Genomic DNA, 18,303 nt, shown 5'->3' with positions numbered 1-18,303 from the left:
CTCAGCCGACCTGCACCGGGAAGTCCCAGCCGACGGGCAGATCCGCCACCGTACGGGTCAGTTCAGCGCCCGCCGAACGGGGCTCCGGGCAGGTCGTGCCCCACCATTCCCGGTTCTCCCGGTACCAGTGGAAGACCTCGATCAGCCCGTCGTCGAAACTGATCTGCGGTTCGTAGCCCAACTCCTCGGAGATCTTGCGGAAGTCCAGCGAGTAGCGCTGGTCCTGCACCTTCCGGTCGGCGACGTGCCGGACGCGGTCCCAACCGGCGCCGGCCAGTTGCAGGATCCGCCCGGCCAGGTCCCGGTTGGTCAACTCGATGTCGCCGCCGATGTTGTAGACCTCGCCGGCCCGTCCCTTGGCCAGCACGAGGGCGATGGCCCGGCAGTGGTCGTCGACGTGCAACCATTCCCGCACCGCGCTGCCGTCGCCGTGCAGGGTGACGTCCCGGCCGGAGAGCAGGCTGGTCACGAAGCGCGGAATGACCTTCTCCACGTGCTGGTACGGCCCGTAGTTGTTGGCACATCTGGTGATCGACACGTCGAGGTCGTAGGTCCGCCAGTAGGAGCGCACCACGCAGTCGCTCGCGGCCTTGGAGGCGGCGTACGGGGAGTTCGGTTCGAGCAGGCAGCGTTCGTCCCAGGAGCCCTCCGCGATCGAGCCGTACACCTCGTCGGTGGAGACGTGCACGACGCGGCTCACCCCACTGCGGACGCATTCGGCCATCAGCCGGTGGGTGCCAATCACGTTGCTCTCGAAGAACGGCGCCGGGTCGTCGATCGACCGGTCGACGTGCGACTCGGCCGCGAAGTGCACCACCACGTCGTGGCCGGGCACCACCTCGCGAAGCAGTGACGCGTCGGCGACGTCGCCGCGGATGAAGGTCAGCCGCGGATGGGTGGCGGGCAGGTTCCTGCGGTCACTGGCGTACGTGAGTTTGTCCAGCACTGTGACGGCGCTGCCTTCGAAGCCGAGGTAGCGTCCCTCCAGTAGGCACCGGGTGAAGTGAGACCCGATGAAGCCAGCGCCACCGGTCACCAGGATCCTCATGTATGTGGCCTCCCTGCCACGCGAATCCGCGCATCGTCTGTCCACCCCCGGGCTATCCGGGTGGCCCGCCATCTCACCCACCCTGTGGTCGCGCCGCGCCCGCAGATGGTTTGCCGCTAAAGCGACAAAAAAGGGACAAGCCCTCGTGCAAGACCTCACGATAGGTGACGAGCGTGCTGCCGGTGGTGGATATTGGGAGCTTAAGGACGAATTAAACGTCGGGCGGCACAACCGGACAGAGAGCTCGGTCCGAACGGCGGCGTACGACCGGCAGTCAGTGGTAGGACGGGCGCGGCGGGACCCGCGCCTACCCCGCCGTGGACGGCATCGAGGGGCGCCGACGTCCGTTGAGGAGCACCCGGAGCATCACCCCCGGGCCGAGCAGCCGGGCCGGCGGATCGATCAGGTTGATCACCCGCAGGAAGGCGGCGCCGAGCGCCACGTCGTGCGCGGCCGCCGCGTGCAGCCGGGACAGGTAGGCGTTGACGAACCGGACCTTGCGGGTACGACGCCCGGTGACTCCGGGAAAGCGCAGGTCGGTGCCGGCGGCGATGGACCAGGGCGCGTCGATCACGCGCGCCGCCCGCCGGAAGAACCGCCGGGCCAACCGGTGCCGCCCGCCGCGGGCGAGCAGCCGGCGCAGCAGCAACGCCTGTACGGCGGCGACGGTGATGCCCTGCCCGTAGACCGGGTTGAGGCTGCACAGCGCGTCGGCGAAGACCAGGTGGCCGTCCGGGAAGCGGGGCAGCCGTTCGTAGCGACGTCGGACGCTGGCCGGGAAGCGCATCAGCACCGGCTCGTCCAACGGTTGTGCGTGCCGGACCAGTTCGCCGACCTGCGGGGCGGCCAGCGACGTCGCGTACCTGACGAATCCGGCCTCGTCGACCGGGGGTTCCTCGCCCAGGATGCCCGCCATGGTGACCGCGAACCGCCCACCTTCCTGCGGCGCGACGACGCCGTAGCGGGGACAGCCCGGCATCGCGTTGGACAGGACGCCGAGCTTGTCCTCCAGTTGGCCGGCCTCGCGCCGGTACCGGCGGGTCACGTAGGTGACCCCAACCTCGACCCGCTCCTGTTCCACCGTCGGGTAGCCGAGCTCGGTCAGCCAGATCGGACTGCGGCTGGCCCGGCCACCGGCATCGACCACGAGATCGGCGGTCAGGGTCGACGGTCGGCCGTCGCGCGGGGCGAGTCGTACTCCGGTGACCCGGCGGTGATCGTCGGTCGCGAGCAGGCCGGTCACCTCGCAGTCGGGCACCACGCGCACGCCGGGAAGCGCCGCGGTGCGCTGCCGGACCACCTGTTCGAGCAGTGGTCGGCTCATGCCGAAGGCGGTCAGGTCGGAGCGGGCCGGCAGCATCCGGTGCCCGTCGTTGTACCAGTGCACCTGACCGTGCAGGTCGACCGGCGTGGCGCCGAGGCGGTACAGCTCGGCGCCGAGTTCGGGAAAGAGACTCTCCAGGGCCTGGCGGCCCCGGTCGAGCAGGACGTGGACGTGACGGCCCTGCGGGACGCCCCGGCGGTGCACCGGCTCGTCGGGCGGGGTGTCCCGGTCCAGCAGGATCACCTCGGCGAAGCTCTCCGCCAGCGCCCGGGCGGCGAGCAGTCCGCCCAGACTGGCTCCGATGACGACGGCGCGACCGGAGGCTGCCATGCGGGCAGCCTATGCGCGTGCCGCGACCCTGGGCTGCTTCGATCGTGCTCGATGCGGTGCGGCCTCAGGTCAGCGGCTCGACCCCGGGCGGAAGCTCGTCGCCGGCGGTGGCGGTGTGCACGTAGTCGAGCAGGATGCGGCGCAGTTCGCGGCCTGCGTGGGTGGGCACCACGTCGCGGCGGCGGGCCACCGCGATGGTGCGGCGCACCCCGGGTGGGGCCAGTCGGGTGACCCGAATGCCGGGCCGGCGGGCCACCACGATGCCGGGGACCAGGGCGATGCCCAGCCCGGCCTCGACGAAACTGAGCACTGCGTCCATCTCGCCGCCGTCGACCGACAGGGTCGGTTCGAAGCCGGCGGCCCGGCATGCCTGCAGGGTGGCGTCGCGCAGGTCGTAGCCCTCACGGAACATCACCAGCGGCTGGTCGCGCAGGTCGGTGATCTCCAGGTCGGCTCCGGGGTACGCGGTCGGCAGCGGATCGACCGAGGCGACCACCAGGCTCTCGGTCAGGATCGGGTCGGCGCGTAGCCCCGGGTCGATGCCCTGGGCCGGCATGATGATCAAGGCTAGGTCCAGGTCGCCGCGGAGCAGGTCACGGACCAGGTCCTGCGAGCCGCCCTCCTCCACTCGCAGGTCGACGGTGGGGTGGACGTCGCGGAAGCGGCGCAGCACCGGCGGCGCGAGGGAGGTGGCCAGGCTCGGGGTGGCCCCGAGGCGGACCCGTCCGCGTCGCAGACCGACCAGCTCCTGCACCTCGCGGGTGGCGGTCTCCACGTCGGCGAGGATCCGCTTGGCCAGGGGCAGCAACACCTCACCGGCCGCGGTCAGCGTGATGTTGCCCCTTACCCGCTCGAACAACGGGGCGCCGAGGGTGTCCTCCAGGGCGTGAATTTGCTTACTCAGCGACGGCTGGGTTATCCCGACGACATCGGCCGCCTGGGTGAAATGTCGTACTTCGGCTACTGCAACGAAGTACTTGAGCTGATGGAGCTGCATCTGGATAGCCTATGGCTATCAAGACTGCGGTGTCGATGCATTGGACGACTGATCCAAGTGCTCCTAGCGTCGGGCACGTGGTAGTCACGACTCGAACTCGGTCGCCCATCCGCTCCAACGTCGGCCTCAAGGCCGTCATGGCGGTGACGGGCATCTTCCTGGTGTTCTTCCTCATCGCACACATGCTGGGCAACCTGAAGGTCTTCGCGGGCGACTCCTCGTTCAACGGGTACGCGCACTGGCTGCGCGATGTCGGCAAGCCGCTGCTGCCGGGCGTCTGGTTCCTCTGGTTCATGCGCATCGGCCTCGTCGTCGCGGCCGTCGGGCACATCTGGGCCGCCACCGTGCTGGCCCTGCGCGCCCGTGCCGCCCGCCCGGTCCGCTACGCCCACCGCAAGAAGGTCCGGGGCAGCTACGCCGCCCGCACCATGCGCTGGGGCGGCGTGATCATCCTGTTCTTCGTGATCTACCACCTGCTCGACCTGACCACCGGGCACCTCAACCCGGTCGGCGACCCGTCCCGGCCGTACGCCAACGTCGTCGCCACCTTCGCGCCGGACCGGTGGTACGTCACGCTCTTCTACACCCTGGCGGTCGTCACGCTCGGCTTCCACCTGCGCCACGGTGTCTTCAGCGCACTGCGCAGCCTGGGCCAGCAGACCCCGCGCGGCGAGCAGCGGGCCAAGGCGGTGGCGCTGGTCTTCTCCGTCGCGCTCGTCGCCGGCTACCTCGTGGTCCCGTTCGCCGTACTCACCGGATTGGTGTCCTGACCATGGATCTGTACATCGAGGGCGACCCGGTCGCCGACACCCGGGCTCCCGACGGCCCGATCGAGAGCCGCTGGGAACGCCGCCGGTTCGAGGCCAAGCTGGTCAACCCGGCCAACCGGCGCAAGATGACGGTGATCGTGGTCGGCACCGGCCTGGCCGGCGGCTCGGCCGCGGCCACGCTGGCCGAGCAGGGCTACCGGGTCAAGTCGTACTGCTACCAGGACAGCCCGCGCCGGGCACACTCGATCGCCGCGCAGGGCGGCATCAACGCCGCCAAGAACTACCGCAACGACGGCGACTCGGTGCACCGCCTCTTCTACGACACCGTCAAGGGTGGCGACTTCCGCTCCCGCGAGTCCAACGTGCACCGGCTGGCCGAGGTCTCGGTCAACATCATCGACCAGTGTGTCGCCCAGGGTGTGCCGTTCGCCCGCGAGTACGGCGGCCTGCTCGACACCCGCTCGTTCGGTGGCGCCCAGGTGCAGCGCACCTTCTACGCCCGGGGCCAGACGGGCCAGCAGCTGCTGCTCGGGGCGTACCAGGCGCTGGAGCGGCAGATCGGCCTGGGCAACGTGGAGATGAACGCCCGGCACGAGATGCTGGAGCTGATCGTCGTCGACGGCAAGGCCCGGGGCATCGTGGTCCGGGACCTGGTCACCGGCGAGATCACCAGCGAGTTCGCCGACGCGGTGGTGCTCGCCTCCGGCGGCTACGGCAACGTCTTCTACCTGTCGACAAACGCCAAGGGCTGCAACGTCACCGCCACCTGGCGGGCCCACCGCAAGGGCGCGTACTTCGCCAACCCCTGCTACACCCAGATCCACCCGACCTGCATCCCGGTCTCCGGCGACCACCAGTCGAAGCTGACCCTGATGAGCGAGTCGCTGCGCAACGACGGCCGGGTGTGGGTGCCCAAGGCCAAGGGCGACGACCGGGCCCCGCGGGACATCCCCGAGGACGAGCGGGACTACTACCTGGAGCGCATCTACCCGTCCTTCGGCAACCTGGTGCCCCGCGACATCGCGTCCCGGGCCGCGAAGAACGTCTGCGACTCCGGCCGGGGGGTGGGCCCGACCAAGCTCGGCGTCTACCTGGACTTCGCCGACGCCATCGACCGGCTCGGCCGTAAGGCCATCGAGGCCAAGTACGGCAACCTGTTCGAGATGTACGAGCGGATCACCGGCGAGGACCCGTACGAGGTCCCAATGCGGATCTACCCCGCCGTGCACTACACGATGGGTGGCCTCTGGGTCGACTACGACCTGCAGTCCACCATCCCCGGCCTGTTCGTGATCGGCGAGGCGAACTTCTCCGACCACGGCGCGAACCGGCTCGGCGCCTCGGCGCTGATGCAGGGGTTGGCCGACGGCTACTTCGTGCTGCCCAACACGATCGCCAACTACCTGGCCGCCGGCCCGTTCGAGAAGATCGACGGCAGCCACCCGGCCGCGATCGAGGCCCGTCGCAACGTCGAGGACCGCCTCCAGCGGCTGCTCGCCGTCAACGGCGACCGGACGGTCGACTCGTTCCACCGTGAGCTCGGTCAGATCATGTGGGAACACTGCGGCATGGAGCGCTCCGAGGCCGGGCTACGCAAGGCGATCGACGAGATCCGCGCGCTGCGCGAGGAGTTCTGGCAGCGGGTCCGCATCGTCGGCGACGCCGACGGGCTCAACCAGTCGCTGGAGAAGGCCGGCCGGGTGGCCGACTTCTTCGAGCTGGCCGAGCTGATGTGCATCGACGCCCTGCACCGGGAGGAGTCCTGCGGCGGCCACTTCCGGGCCGAGCACCAGACCCCCGACGGCGAGGCGCAGCGCGACGACGACAACTTCGCCTACGTCGCCGCCTGGGAGTTCACCGCCACCGGTGAGCCCTCGGTGCTGCACAAGGAAGACCTGAAGTTCGAATACGTCCACCCCACGCAGCGGAGCTACAAGTGAACCTGACCCTGCGCATCTGGCGCCAATCCGGCCCCGCGGACAAGGGTCGGATGGTGACCTACCAGGTCGAGGACGTCTCCCCGGACATGTCGTTCCTGGAGATGCTCGACGTGCTCAACGAGCGGCTCATCCTCGCCGGCGAGGAACCTGTCGCCTTCGACCACGACTGCCGCGAGGGCATCTGCGGCATGTGCGGTCTGATGATCAACGGCAACGCGCACGGGCCGCAGCGCGGCACCACCGCCTGCCAGCTGCACATGCGACAGTTCAAAGACGGCGACACCATCGACATCGAGCCGTGGCGGGCCCGCGCCTTCCCGGTCATCAAGGACCTGGTGGTCAACCGCAACGCCTTCGACAAGATCATCGCGGCTGGCGGGTACATCACCGCGCCGACCGGCAGCGCGCCGGAGGCCCACTCGGTCCCGGTGGCCAAGGCCAACGCCGACGCCGCCTTCGAGTCGGCCGCCTGCATCGGCTGCGGCGCCTGCGTGGCGGCCTGCCCGAACGGCTCCGGCATGCTCTTCACCGCCGCCAAGGTCACCCAACTGGGCCTGCTGCCCCAGGGCCAGCCGGAGCGGTACACCCGGGTCATCGGCATGCTCGACGCCCACGACGAGGCCGGCTTCGGCGGCTGCACCAACGCCGGCGAGTGCACCGCCGTCTGCCCCAAGGGCATCCCGCTGAGCACCATCGGCCGCCTCAACCGCGACTACCTCGCCGCCACCACCACCAAACGCCCCGACTCCCCCACCGCCTGACCCCGCACCCCGCCCCCTTCGATGTTGATCAAGAGGTTTGCGTCGGCGATCGCCGGATTCCTGACGCAAACCTCTTGATCAACGCGGGCAGGAGCGGTGGGGGTGGTTGAGGGGCGCCTTGTCGGGTAGCAGGTCAGCTACGACGGCGAGGAGGCGGGCATGCGGGCGTTGACGTGGCAGGGCAAGCGGGACGTACGGGTCGAGGAGGTGCCGGACCCGCGGATCGAGGAGCCGACCGACGCGATCGTACGGATCACCTCCACCGCGATCTGCGGGTCGGACCTGCATCTCTACGAGGTTCTCGGGCCGTACCTCAAGCCGGGCGACGTGCTCGGGCACGAGCCGATGGGCATCGTCGAGGAGGTCGGCTCGGGGGTGACCCGGCTCAAGCCCGGCGACCGGGTGGTGGTGCCGTTCAACATCGCCTGCGGCTCCTGCTGGATGTGCTCCCGCCAGTTGTACGCGCAGTGCGAAACCACCCAGGTCACCGCCGAGGGCAAGGGCGCTGCGCTGTTCGGCTACACCTCCCTGTACGGCTCGGTGCCCGGCGGGCAGGCCGAGTACCTGCGGGTGCCGCACGCCGAGTTCGGGCCGATCACGGTGCCGCAGACCGGTCCGGACGAGCAGTGGCTCTACCTCTCCGACATCCTGCCGACAGCCTGGCAGGCGGTGAAGTACGCCGACACCCCGCGCGGTGGCACCCTGGCCGTCTTCGGCCTCGGCCCGGTGGGTCAGTTCTGCGCCCGGGTCGGTCGGCACCTCGGCGCGGAACGGGTGATCGGTCTCGACGTGGTGCCGGAGCGCCTGGAGATGGCCCGCCGGCACGGCGTCGAGGTGCTCGACGTCAGCCAGCTCGACGACGTACCCGGCACGTTGATCGACCTGGTGGACGGGCGTGGACCGGACGCGGTGATCGACGCGGTCGGCATGGAGGCGCACGGCGCGCCACTGGGCAAGATCGCTCAGACCGCCGCCGGGTTGCTCCCCGACAAGCTGGCCGGGCAGATGATCGACAAGGTCGGGGTGGACCGGCTCGTCGTGCTCAAGGCCGCGTTGAAGGCCGTGCGGCGTGGCGGCACCGTCTCCATCTCCGGGGTGTACGGCGGTGAGGTCGACCCGCTGCCGCTGATGGAGATGTTCGACCGGGGCATCCAGGTGCGGATGGGCCAGTGTCACGTCCGACGCTGGACCGACGAGATCATCCCGCTGCTCGCCGACGACAGCGACCCGCTCGGCGTGACGGACCTGCGCACCCACCGGATGCCGCTGGCGCAGGCCCCGCAGGCGTACGAGATGTTCCAGCGCAAGGAGGACGGCTGCGTCAAGGTCGTGCTCGCCCCGTGAGCGCATCGACGGGCGCACACGCGTCGATCCGTCGGCCTAAGGTGTCCCGAGGACACGATCGGGCACCGACGGGAGAGACGATTGACCATCCGAGTGAACCGCAGGACCGCGCTCAGCCTGGGCACCGTGGCCACGGCCGGCACCGTGTTCGGCACCACCGTGCCGGCCGCCGCTGAGCCGGGCCCGACTGCGATGACCGCCGCCGAGCCGGGCCCGGCCGGGGTTGCCGACGCCGCCGACCGCAGGAGCGCCGTGGCGCGCGTCGGTGCCGCGTACCGACGGGAGACCAGCCGGGCCGGCGGGAACTGGCAGGCGTACGTCAGCCTCAGCAGCCCTGCCGGCGGTGACCCGATGGTCGCGGTGGCCGAGTCGGCGGACCGCCGGATCGAGGCGTACAGCGTCAACAAGATCGCCGTCGCGGTCGCCGTGCTGGACAAGGTCGACCGGGGTCTGCTCACCCTCGACCAGCGGGTCGAGGTGAGCGCCGCGATCGTGGTGCCCGGCGGTGACGGCATCTTCAGCCTCGACGGCGCCTACCCCAGCCAGGTGACCCTGGGACACGTGCTGGCCAACCTGCTGACCGTCTCCGACGACACCGCGGTACGGCTCTGCGGGCTTCTCTGCCCGGCCGCCGAGCTCAACCAGATCCTGCGGGACAAGGGCTTCCCGAACACCCAGGTGGAGCCGGTGGCCAACCCGAACCGGTTCTACCTCGGCACCAGCACCCCCCGGGAAACCCACGACCTGCTCCGGGCCCTGGTCGGCGGCACCCTGCTCACGCCGAGTTCGACCGATGTCGTGTTGCGGCTGCTGCGTTCCCCGGTGGCGTTCACCGACGGCATCCGCCGGGAGATGTCCTCGACGCAGCGGGCTCGCATCGCCACCAAGGCGGGTTGGTTCGCCGATGCCCGACACGAGGCAGGGGTGATCTTCGACGCCGCCGGCGCGCCGGTGCTGACGTACGCGCTCTTCGCCGACGGCCAGCCCGGCGCGGACGACTACGGCGCCACCCACCCCGCGGTGGCGGCCCGCGCCAGGCTGGGGCGGCGGTTCCTGGACGCCACCGACCGGGTCGGCGGCAGCGGGACCCGACACCGGGCCCACCCGCACCGACCCAGCAACGGCGGCTGACCGAGCCGGCGGCGGTTAACGTGGATCCGGGCCGCGACGGAGGGGGAACCATGCGGGACTCGAAGAAGGTGACCGGCCGACGGATCAGCGGCTCGATGGCGGGGCTCGCGGCCCTGGCCGGGTTGGCCGGTCTGGCCTGGGCGGCCCGGGACGTCCCGGCCGCGCTCGGTGGTCGGCTCGCCGGAGCCCGGGCGGACCGGGCGGCCCGCTCGCCGCAGTTCCGCGACGGCGTCTTCCACAACCGACCGGGCACCCCGATCACCGCCCCGGCCCCGGACCGCAACCTGCTCCGAGAGTTGCTCTTCGGTAAGCAGAAACGCCGTCCGAGCGCCCCCGTGCCACTGGTCCGCCCGGTCGCGGCGACGCCGGTCGACCCGGCCCGCGAACTGAACGTCATCTGGTACGGCCACGCCACCACGCTCATCGAGATCGAGGGACGGCGGGTGCTGCTCGACCCGGTGTGGAGCGAGCGGTGCTCGCCGTCGGCCGCGCTCGGCCCGCGCCGGTTGCACGAGCCGCCGGTACGCCTCGACGAACTGCCCCACCTCGACGCCATCCTGATCTCCCACGACCACTACGACCACCTGGACATGGCCACGGTCCGGGAGTTGACGGCCCGGCAGTCGGCGCCGTTCCTGGTGCCGCTGGGCGTCGGCGCCCACCTCGACCGGTGGGGCGTACCGGCCGACCGGATCGTCGAACTGGACTGGGCGCAGACCCACCGGGTGGCCGAACTGGAGATCACCTGCGCCGCCGCGCAGCACTTCTCCGGGCGCGGGCTGCGCCGCAACGGCACCCTCTGGAGTTCCTGGGTGGTCGCCGGGCGGCAGCGCCGGGTCTACTACACCGGAGACTCCGGCTACTTCGCCGGTTACGCCGAGATCGGTGCGGCGTACGGGCCGTTCGACGTGACGCTCATCCAGATCGGCGCGTACGACCACGCCTGGGCGAGCATCCACATGTTCCCGGAGGAGGCGGTCACCGCGCACGTCGATCTGCGCGGTGGGCTGCTCGTACCGGTGCACTGGGCGACCTTCAACCTGGCGCTGCACGACTGGTCGGAGCCGGTGGACCGGCTCTGGGCCGAGGCCAAGGCGCGCGACGTCCGGCTGGCCGTGCCGCGCCCGGGTGAGCGGGTCACGGTCGACGATCCGCCCTCGGTCGACGGCTGGTGGCAGGCGATCGCCTGAGACATCGGCCGGACGCCGGGTGCCGATGACTCGCCGGGCCCGGCGGATAACTGCGCCTACCGCGACAAACTGGCTAATCTGCTCGCGGATCGGTCAGCGGTCATCCGGTCAACGGGCGGAGGAGACACATGCAGGTTCGCCGCGACCAGGAGACCACCCCTGCGCAGGCGGGTCTCGACCTCGTCATCGTCGGCTGCGGCGGCCACGGTCGGGAGATCGCCCAACTGGTGGCGGCGGTCAACGAGGCGGCCGGCCGGGCGGTCTGGCGGCCGGTCGGTTTCGTCGACGACGCCCCGTCGGACGTGAACCGTAAACGGGCGGAGGCGACCGGTCTGCCGTACCTCGGCACCCTCGCCGTACTCGGGCAGTTGCCCCCGCAGACCCACCTCACGCTCGCCCTGGGCGACCCGAGGGTCCGCCGGACGGTGGCCGCCCGCGTCGACTCCTTCGGCCTGCCGGTGGCCAGTCTGGTGCACCCGGACGCCACCGTCGGCGCCGACCTCGTCTGCGCCGAGGGTCTGGTGGTGTTCGCCGGGGCCCGGATCACCACGAACGTCACCGCCGGACGACACCTGCACGTCAACCAGAACGCCACCCTCGCCCACGACTGCGTGGTCGGCGACCACGTCTCGCTGCACCCGCTCGCGGCCGTCTCCGGCGACTGCCGTCTGGACACCGCCGCGCTGATCGGCGCGGGCGCGGTGGTGCTGCCCAAGTTGCGCGTCGGTGCCGGCGCGATCGTCGGCGCGGGGGCCTGCGTGGTACGCGACGTGCCGCCGGACACCGTCGTCAAGGGCGTACCGGCCCGTTGAGCCGCGCCGCTCAGAGCACGAACGCGTCGGTCCACAGCGCGCCCGAACGGCCCGACAGGGAGTCGAGCATCGCCACCGCCTGCCCGTCGGTCAGCTGCGCGACGAAATCCACGATGGCCCGGCCGCGGGCCTTGCTGATCCGGTCCTGGGTACGCGGATGCAGTTCCGCCTCGGCCAACTCCACCAGGTCGTGCAGGCGGCGGGGCAGGCGGGACTCCTCCTCCGGGTCGAGCAGCCACTCCAGCAGCGCCTCGACCAGGGTGCCGAGCAGTCGGGCCTGACCACGCTGGTGCAACGCCAGGTCCGGGCGGGCCAGCACGAACCGGTGGTGGACGAACTTGAGCACCTGCACCTCGTGCCACTGCGGTGGGGGCAGCAGCACGTGCCCGGAGCGCAGCGACGGCTTCTCGGTGATGGTGATCGCGTCGACCAGCCGGGTGGTCCACCGGGCGGAGAAGCGGGCCACGTACTGTTCCGCCTCGATCGAACCGTCGAACGGCATCGCGAGCAGCCCGTCGACGAGTTCCTCGCGGACGTGTTCGACCGCCGAGGCGAAGGCGTCATCGTCGGCGACCCAGCCGTCCTTGCGGTGCAGTTGGCGACGCAGCCGCTCGATCGCCGCGCCGGGGCGGCGTGCCGAGGTGGCCAGCGCCGCGTCGGTGATGGCCCGCAGGTGCCCGCCCTCACGCTGCCAGGCCATCAGTTCGGCGGCCACCGCGCCCTGCTGGAGCACCCCGACCCGGTAGAAGTCCTCCACGTCGTGGATGGCGTACGCGATGTCGTCGGCGATGTCCATCACCGACGCCTCGACGGTCTGCTGCCAGTCGGCGATCCGCCCGACGAACGGTGCCCGGGCCTGCCGCAGATCGTCCAACTCGGTGCGGTACGCCCCGAACTTCGCCGAGCCGCTGTCCAGGTCGTCGGGCGGTGGGCTCGCCCCGCGCGGCGGCGGATCCAACAGGCGCGGATGCGGATCGGGATGATCGAGCCGGGTCCACGGGTACTTCAGCATCGCGGCCCGCACCGCCGCGGTCAGGTCCAGGCCGGTGGTGGCCGCGCCCCGGATCTCCGTCGAGGTGACGATGCGGTACGACTGGGCGTTGCCCTCGAAGCCGTCGGGCAGGCCGAGCCGGTGCCGGGCCAGCCGGTCCAGCACCCGCTCCCCCAGGTGCCCGAAGGGCGGGTGACCGAGGTCGTGGGCCAACGCGGCGGCCTCCACCACGTCCGGGTCGCAGCCACCCAACTTCTCTGCCAGGTCACGCTGCCAGCCGTCGACGGTGAGGCGTTCGGCGATCGCCCGGGCCACCTGGGCGACCTTGAGGCTGTGGGTGAGCCGGTTGTGCACCAGCAGCCCGGACCCACCCGGGCTCACCACCTGGGTGACCCCACCGAGCCGGGCGAAGAACGGCGAGCCCACGATGCGGTCCCGGTCGGTCCGGAACGGGCTGGTCGCCAGGTCGCCGAGGGCACGCGCGCTGCCGCCGAACAGCCGCCGCGCCCGAGGCTCCACAGGTGCTTCCATGATCGCCACGGTAGCCCGGCAGAATGCACGACGGAACCCACACCAGAAGGCGGAGCGACATCGTGACCCTCTCTGTTCATCAGCGCATCGCCGGCGAGCTCGGCGTCGCCGAGCACCAGGTACGCGCGGCCGTTGAGCTGCTCGACGGCGGCGCCACCGTGCCGTTCATCGCGCGGTACCGCAAGGAGGCCACCGGGCTGCTCGACGACACCCAGCTGCGCACCCTGGAGGAGCGGCTGCGGTACCTGCGCGAGCTGGACGAGCGGCGGGCCGCGGTGCTGGAGTCGATCCGCAGCCAGGGCAAGCTGGACGAGGCCCTCGAAGCGCAGATCATGGCCGCCGACTCGAAGTCCCGGCTGGAGGACATCTACCTGCCGTACAAGCCCAAGCGGCGGACCCGGGCGCAGATCGCCCGCGAGGCCGGGCTGGAGCCGCTGGCCGACACGCTGCTCGGCGACCCCACGCAGGACCCGAAGACGGTGGCGGCCGGGTTCGTCGACGCCGACAAGGGGGTGGCGGACGCCGCCGCCGCGCTGGACGGGGCCCGGGCCATCCTGATCGAGCGGTTCGCCGAGGACGCCGACCTGATCGGCACGCTGCGCGAGCAGATGTGGTCGCGGGGCCGGCTGGTGTCGCGGGTACGCGAGGGGCAGGAGAGCGCCGGGGCGAAGTTCGCCGACTACTTCGACTTCGCCGAGCCGTACCCGAAGCTGCCCTCGCACCGGATCCTGGCCATGTTCCGGGGCGAGAAGGAAGGCGTACTCGACCTGACCATGGACCCGGAGGCCGACGGGGACGCCGATGCGGTCGTCACCGGCCCGACCCGGTACGAGGCCGCGATCGCCGGCCGGTTCGGCGTCACCGACCAGGGACGGCCGGCCGACAAGTGGCTCACCGACACGGTGCGCTGGGCGTGGCGCACCCGCATCCTCATCCACCTGGGGGCGGATCTGCGGATGCGGCTGTGGCAGGCGGCCGAGGAGGAGGCCGTCCGGGTCTTCGCCACCAACCTGCGTGACCTGCTGCTCGCCGCACCGGCCGGGGCCCGGCCCACCATGGGACTGGACCCGGGTCTGCGGACCGGGGTGAAGGTGGCAGTGGTGGACGCCACCGGCAAGGTGGTCGCCACCGACACCATCTACCCGCACGAGCCGCGTCGGCAGTGGGACGCGTCCCTGCACACCCTGGCCACGCTGGCCGCCGCGCACGGGGTCGAGCTGATCGCCATCGGCAACGGCACCGCCAGCCGGGAGACCGACAAGCTGGCCGCCGACCTGATCAAGCGGCACCCCGAGTTGAAGCTGACCAAGCTGGTGGTCTCCGAGGCGGGCGCGTCGGTCTACTCCGCTTCCGCGTACGCCTCCCAGGAGCTGCCCGGCCTGGACGTGTCGCTGCGGGGTGCGGTCTCCATCGCCCGCCGCCTGCAGGACCCGCTGGCCGAACTGGTCAAGATCGACCCGCGGTCCATCGGGGTCGGGCAGTACCAGCACGACCTGTCCGAGGTGAAGCTCTCCCGGTCGCTGGACGCGGTCGTGGAGGACTGCGTCAACGCCGTCGGGGTGGACGTCAACACCGCGTCGGCACCTCTGCTCACCCGGGTCTCCGGCATCGGCGCGGGACTGGCCGAGAACATCGTGCTGCACCGGGACGCCAACGGCCCCTTCCGCACCCGCGCCGAGTTGAAGAAGGTGTCCCGCCTCGGCCCGAAGGCGTTCGAGCAGTGCGCCGGCTTCCTGCGCATCCCCGGCGGCGACGACCCGCTGGACTCCTCGAGCGTGCACCCGGAGGCGTACCCGGTGGTGCGCCGGATCCTCTCCTCCACCGGGCAGGACCTGCGCTCCATCATCGGCAAGAGCGCGATCCTGCGGGGGTTGCGCGCCACCGACTTCGTCGACGACACGTTCGGTCTGCCCACGGTCACCGACATCCTCGCGGAGTTGGAGAAGCCGGGCCGCGACCCGCGCCCGGAGTTCAAGACGGCGACCTTCGCCGAGGGCGTGGAGAAGATCAGCGATCTGACCCCCGGCATGGTGCTGGAGGGTGTGGTCACCAACGTCGCCGCGTTCGGCGCGTTCGTGGACGTCGGGGTGCACCAGGACGGCCTGGTGCACGTGTCGGCGATGTCGCGCACCTTCGTCAAGGACCCGCACGAGGTGGTGAAGTCCGGCGACGTGGTCCGGGTCAAGGTGCTGGACGTGGACGTGCCGCGCAAGCGCATCTCGCTGACCCTGCGGCTGGACGACGACGCCGAGCCGGGTCCGCGTGGCGGCCAGGACCGGCAGGCTCGCGGCGGCCAGGGACGCGGCGGCCAGGAGCCGCAGGGGCGGGGTGGCCAGGACCCACAGGGTCGCGGCGGCCAGGGCCGGGGTGGTCAGGACCGGCAGGGTCGGGGCGGCCAGGGGCGCGGTGGGCAGGACCGGCAGGGTCGCGGTCAGGTGCGGCAGGGCCGCAGCCCGCAGCCACCCGCCGACAGCGCGATGGCCGACGCGCTGCGCCGCGCCGGGCTGCTCTGAGCAGACCCCACTCCCCCGGCGGCGGGCACATCCCGGTCGACTCGGCGGTGCGGCACACGCCGCACCGCCGAGCGGAAGTGGGCGTACCGCCGGACCGGCACCGTCGCGCAGGGCCGGCGTGCCGTCGGGCCGGGCCGGCGTGCCGTCGCGCAGGGCCGGCGTGCCGTCGGGCCGGGCCGGCACGGGCGATCGGGTGGGCGTACCGTCAGGAGCGTGGGCGACGAGGACTGGCAGACGGCGCGCCAGCACGCGGTGCTGGCACACGCGGCCGCCGCTGAGCGTCGCCGCCTCGCCGAGCAGGCCGAGGCGGCGGCGCTGGTCAGCGACTTCGTCGCCGAGGCACGGCGGCGAGGGCTGCCCACCACCCGACTCGTCGCCCGGTCCTACGACGGGCGGGCCCGCTACCGGACCCGGCTGCACGGCTGGTACATCGACCGGGCGCGCAGCCGCGCCGTCGACGTGGACGGCCGATTCCACCTGCTGACCGTGCCGCGTACGCTGCGCGCCCGGTTGCTCGGCGCCGATCCCCAGCCCAGTCCGGCGCCCCTGATCATCGGCGCGGGTGGGCGCGACGGCGAATCGCTTCCGCTGCGCACGATGCTGCAGCGCCGCCTCGACACCGAGGACTGAGCCGACCGTCCGACACACCGCGAGCGCGATTCGACGCGCCGGTGGACCGCATCCTTTCGTTCCGTCTACGGGTTGTTGTGCCCGGGATCAGCCTGGCTGTCGCCATTTGCCCTCGGCGGCAGTGGTGTAGCTGATACAACCCTTTAGAGCGCAATGACCGGTTTGACGGACGGAGATCAGAACAGTGCCGGTATCCTCGGTGGCTCCACCCGTACGCCCTCCCCGGGTCGCGCGATCCGGCGATCGGGCGAAGCGAGTATTCGACGTGGTCGTGGCGGCGGTGCTGCTGCTGTTGACCGCACCGCTCATGGCGGTGGTGGCGGTGGTGGTGGCCGTCGGGTTGGGTCGCCCGGTGCTGTTCCGGCAGTGCCGCATCGGGCTCGACGAGCGTCCGTTCGAGCTGGTCAAGTTCCGCTCCATGCACGAGCCCCGGGGCACGCAGGTCAGCGACGCTGATCGCCTCACCCCGCTCGGCCGGTGGCTGCGTTCCACCAGCCTGGACGAACTGCCCAGCTTGTGGAACGTGGTGCGCGGCGACATGAGCCTTGTCGGGCCCCGACCGCTGCTGCCGCAGTATCTGAGCCGGTACTCGCCCCGGCAGGCCCGGCGTCACGAGGTCCGGCCCGGCGTCACGGGCCTGGCCCAGGTGAGCGGACGCAACAGTCTCGACTGGGACGTGCGGCTCAGCCTGGACGTCGACTACGTCGAGCGGCGCACCTTCCGCCTCGACCTGGCGATCCTGGTCGCCACCATCGGTACGACGCTGCGCCGGGAAGGCATCTCCGCCGAGGGCCACGCGACGGCACCGGAGTTCCTCGGGAGCCGACGATGACCGAACCCATCTACCTGTCCTCGCCGGACGTCGGCGCGTTGGAGGAGTCGTACCTGATCTCGGCGCTGCGCTCCGGCTGGGTCACCCCGTTCGGGCCGGATGTCGACGCCTTCGAGCAGGAGGTGGCGGCGCGGGTCGGCACCACCGGTGCGGTGGCGGTCAGTTCCGGCACCGCCGCGCTGCATCTGGCGCTGCTCGGGCTGGGTGTCGGGCCGGGCGACGTGGTGCTCGTACCGACGCTGACCTTCGTCGCCACCGCCAACGCGGTCTCCTACACCGGTGCCCGGCCGGTCTTCGTCGACTGTGACCCCCGGACCGGCAACGTCGACGTCGGGCTGGTCGCCGATCTGCTGCAGCGGCTGCGGGCACGCGGTGAGCGGGTCGGCGCGGTGATCCCGGTCGACCTCTTCGGCAGCTGCGCCGACTACACCGCGCTGCTGCCGATCTGTGCCGCCGCCGACGTGCCGGTGGTCGAGGACGCGGCGGAGGCGCTCGGCGCCACCCACCTCGGTCGGGCCGCCGGGTCCTTCGGTCGGGTCGGCGCGCTCTCCTTCAACGGCAACAAGATCATGACCACCTCGGGCGGGGGCATGCTCGTCGGCGACGACGCGGCTCTGCTCGCCCGGGCGCGGCATCTCGCCCATCAGGCGCGGGAGCCGATGATCCAGTACGAGCACCGGGAGACCGGCTACAACTACCGGCTCAGCAACCTGCTCGCCGCGCTGGGCCGCGCCCAACTGGCCCGGTTGGACGAGATGATCGACCGGCGGCGGCAGCTGCGCGACAGGTACGCGAAGCTCTTCGCCCCGGTGCCGGGTGTGGAGTTGATCGGTGCCGAGGACTCCGACTCGAACTGCTGGCTCACCGCCATCCGGGTGCACCCGCAACGGTCTGGCTGGCAGGCCGCCGACCTCGCCGCTCACCTCGCCGAGTGGAACATCGAGACCCGCCACGTGTGGAAGCCGATGCACCAGCAGCCGGCGTACGCGGGCGCGGAGAGCCTGCTCACCGGGGCCGCCGACGCCCTGTGCGCCGAGGGGCTGACCCTGCCCAGCGGCAGCGCGCTCACCGAACGGCAGATCACCTTCGTGCTCGGCATGATCGACGACTTCGTGACCGCCCGGACGGCAGCGTCGTCCACGTGATGCCGCCGGTTCAG

Annotated in this window: 15 protein-coding genes; 11 read left to right on the top strand and 4 right to left on the bottom strand. The window is 71.4% G+C overall.

The window, feature by feature from the left end:
- Window position 1 precedes the first annotated feature (1 nt).
- The 3 genes from rfbB to Vgi01_RS15110 form a co-directional block, all read right to left on the bottom strand.
- Window positions 2-1,048, bottom strand: a complete 1,047-nt coding sequence (gene rfbB, locus Vgi01_RS15120) for a dTDP-glucose 4,6-dehydratase (protein ID WP_204291439.1) — start codon at window positions 1,046-1,048, stop codon at window positions 2-4.
- 307 nt (window positions 1,049-1,355) lie between these two features.
- The gene (locus Vgi01_RS15115; protein WP_204291438.1) at window positions 1,356-2,702 is read right to left on the bottom strand and encodes an FAD-dependent oxidoreductase; all 1,347 of its coding nucleotides are present in this window, start codon (window positions 2,700-2,702) and stop codon (window positions 1,356-1,358) included.
- Window positions 2,703-2,766: 64 nt separating this feature from the next.
- Window positions 2,767-3,705, bottom strand: coding sequence for a LysR family transcriptional regulator (locus Vgi01_RS15110; RefSeq protein WP_199180118.1), 939 nt, complete (start codon window positions 3,703-3,705; stop codon window positions 2,767-2,769).
- Between the two features lie 71 nt (window positions 3,706-3,776).
- Between Vgi01_RS15110 and Vgi01_RS15105 the strand changes: the two genes are divergently transcribed.
- From Vgi01_RS15105 to Vgi01_RS15075, 7 genes are all read left to right on the top strand, one after another.
- Entirely contained in the window at window positions 3,777-4,469 is a 693-nt protein-coding gene (locus Vgi01_RS15105) for a succinate dehydrogenase cytochrome b subunit (protein WP_199180112.1), read from the top strand.
- 2 nt (window positions 4,470-4,471) lie between these two features.
- Entirely contained in the window at window positions 4,472-6,409 is a 1,938-nt protein-coding gene (locus Vgi01_RS15100; RefSeq protein ID WP_102656977.1) for a fumarate reductase/succinate dehydrogenase flavoprotein subunit, read from the top strand.
- The gene (locus tag Vgi01_RS15095) at window positions 6,406-7,170 is read left to right on the top strand and encodes a succinate dehydrogenase/fumarate reductase iron-sulfur subunit (protein WP_102656978.1); all 765 of its coding nucleotides are present in this window, start codon (window positions 6,406-6,408) and stop codon (window positions 7,168-7,170) included. The genes Vgi01_RS15100 and Vgi01_RS15095 overlap by 4 nt, the downstream gene beginning before the upstream one ends.
- Window positions 7,171-7,329: 159 nt before the next feature.
- Window positions 7,330-8,514, top strand: coding sequence for a zinc-dependent alcohol dehydrogenase (locus tag Vgi01_RS15090; RefSeq protein ID WP_204291437.1), 1,185 nt, complete (start codon window positions 7,330-7,332; stop codon window positions 8,512-8,514).
- 81 nt (window positions 8,515-8,595) lie between these two features.
- Window positions 8,596-9,645: a serine hydrolase gene (locus Vgi01_RS15085; protein ID WP_233196675.1), complete on the top strand. Its 1,050-nt coding sequence runs from the start codon at window positions 8,596-8,598 to the stop codon at window positions 9,643-9,645.
- 50 nt (window positions 9,646-9,695) lie between these two features.
- On the top strand, window positions 9,696-10,835 hold the full coding sequence (locus Vgi01_RS15080; protein WP_204291436.1) for an MBL fold metallo-hydrolase: 1,140 nt from the start codon (window positions 9,696-9,698) through the stop codon (window positions 10,833-10,835).
- Between the two features lie 128 nt (window positions 10,836-10,963).
- Window positions 10,964-11,647, top strand: coding sequence for a NeuD/PglB/VioB family sugar acetyltransferase (locus Vgi01_RS15075; protein ID WP_102656982.1), 684 nt, complete (start codon window positions 10,964-10,966; stop codon window positions 11,645-11,647).
- A gap of 10 nt (window positions 11,648-11,657) precedes the next feature.
- Here the strand turns inward: Vgi01_RS15075 and Vgi01_RS15070 are convergent, their stop codons facing one another.
- Window positions 11,658-13,169, bottom strand: a complete 1,512-nt coding sequence (locus tag Vgi01_RS15070; RefSeq protein ID WP_204291435.1) for a deoxyguanosinetriphosphate triphosphohydrolase family protein — start codon at window positions 13,167-13,169, stop codon at window positions 11,658-11,660.
- Between the two features lie 62 nt (window positions 13,170-13,231).
- Between Vgi01_RS15070 and Vgi01_RS15065 the strand changes: the two genes are divergently transcribed.
- From Vgi01_RS15065 to Vgi01_RS15050, 4 genes are all read left to right on the top strand, one after another.
- Window positions 13,232-15,682: a Tex family protein gene (locus tag Vgi01_RS15065; RefSeq protein ID WP_204291434.1), complete on the top strand. Its 2,451-nt coding sequence runs from the start codon at window positions 13,232-13,234 to the stop codon at window positions 15,680-15,682.
- Between the two features lie 213 nt (window positions 15,683-15,895).
- Window positions 15,896-16,312 (top strand): hypothetical protein, encoded by a 417-nt coding sequence (locus tag Vgi01_RS15060; RefSeq protein ID WP_102656984.1) that lies wholly within the window; start codon window positions 15,896-15,898, stop codon window positions 16,310-16,312.
- A gap of 184 nt (window positions 16,313-16,496) precedes the next feature.
- Window positions 16,497-17,144: a sugar transferase gene (locus Vgi01_RS15055; RefSeq protein ID WP_233196677.1), complete on the top strand. Its 648-nt coding sequence runs from the start codon at window positions 16,497-16,499 to the stop codon at window positions 17,142-17,144.
- Window positions 17,141-18,289, top strand: coding sequence for a DegT/DnrJ/EryC1/StrS family aminotransferase (locus Vgi01_RS15050; RefSeq protein WP_102656986.1), 1,149 nt, complete (start codon window positions 17,141-17,143; stop codon window positions 18,287-18,289). Before Vgi01_RS15055 ends, Vgi01_RS15050 begins: the two co-directional genes overlap by 4 nt.
- Window positions 18,290-18,303: the final 14 nt, after the last annotated feature.

This window comes from Micromonospora gifhornensis (genome assembly GCF_016863515.1).
In the GTDB taxonomy this organism is placed as follows: Bacteria; Actinomycetota; Actinomycetes; order Mycobacteriales; family Micromonosporaceae; genus Micromonospora; species Micromonospora gifhornensis.
This window is presented reverse-complemented; position numbering and strand designations above follow the sequence as displayed.

Bases quoted from the DNA above. Each gene is read 5' to 3' on its own strand.
- Vgi01_RS15090 (WP_204291437.1), top strand. From the start codon at position 7,330: ATGCGGGCGTTGACGTGGCAGGGCAAGCGGGACGTACGGGTCGAGGAG.
- Vgi01_RS15080 (WP_204291436.1), top strand. From the start codon at position 9,696: ATGCGGGACTCGAAGAAGGTGACCGGCCGACGGATCAGCGGCTCGATG.
- rfbB (WP_204291439.1), bottom strand. From the start codon at position 1,048: ATGAGGATCCTGGTGACCGGTGGCGCTGGCTTCATCGGGTCTCACTTC.
- Vgi01_RS15100 (WP_102656977.1), top strand. From the start codon at position 4,472: ATGGATCTGTACATCGAGGGCGACCCGGTCGCCGACACCCGGGCTCCC.
- Vgi01_RS15115 (WP_204291438.1), bottom strand. From the start codon at position 2,702: ATGGCAGCCTCCGGTCGCGCCGTCGTCATCGGAGCCAGTCTGGGCGGA.
- Vgi01_RS15050 (WP_102656986.1), top strand. From the start codon at position 17,141: ATGACCGAACCCATCTACCTGTCCTCGCCGGACGTCGGCGCGTTGGAG.
- Vgi01_RS15070 (WP_204291435.1), bottom strand. From the start codon at position 13,169: ATGGAAGCACCTGTGGAGCCTCGGGCGCGGCGGCTGTTCGGCGGCAGC.
- Vgi01_RS15075 (WP_102656982.1), top strand. From the start codon at position 10,964: ATGCAGGTTCGCCGCGACCAGGAGACCACCCCTGCGCAGGCGGGTCTC.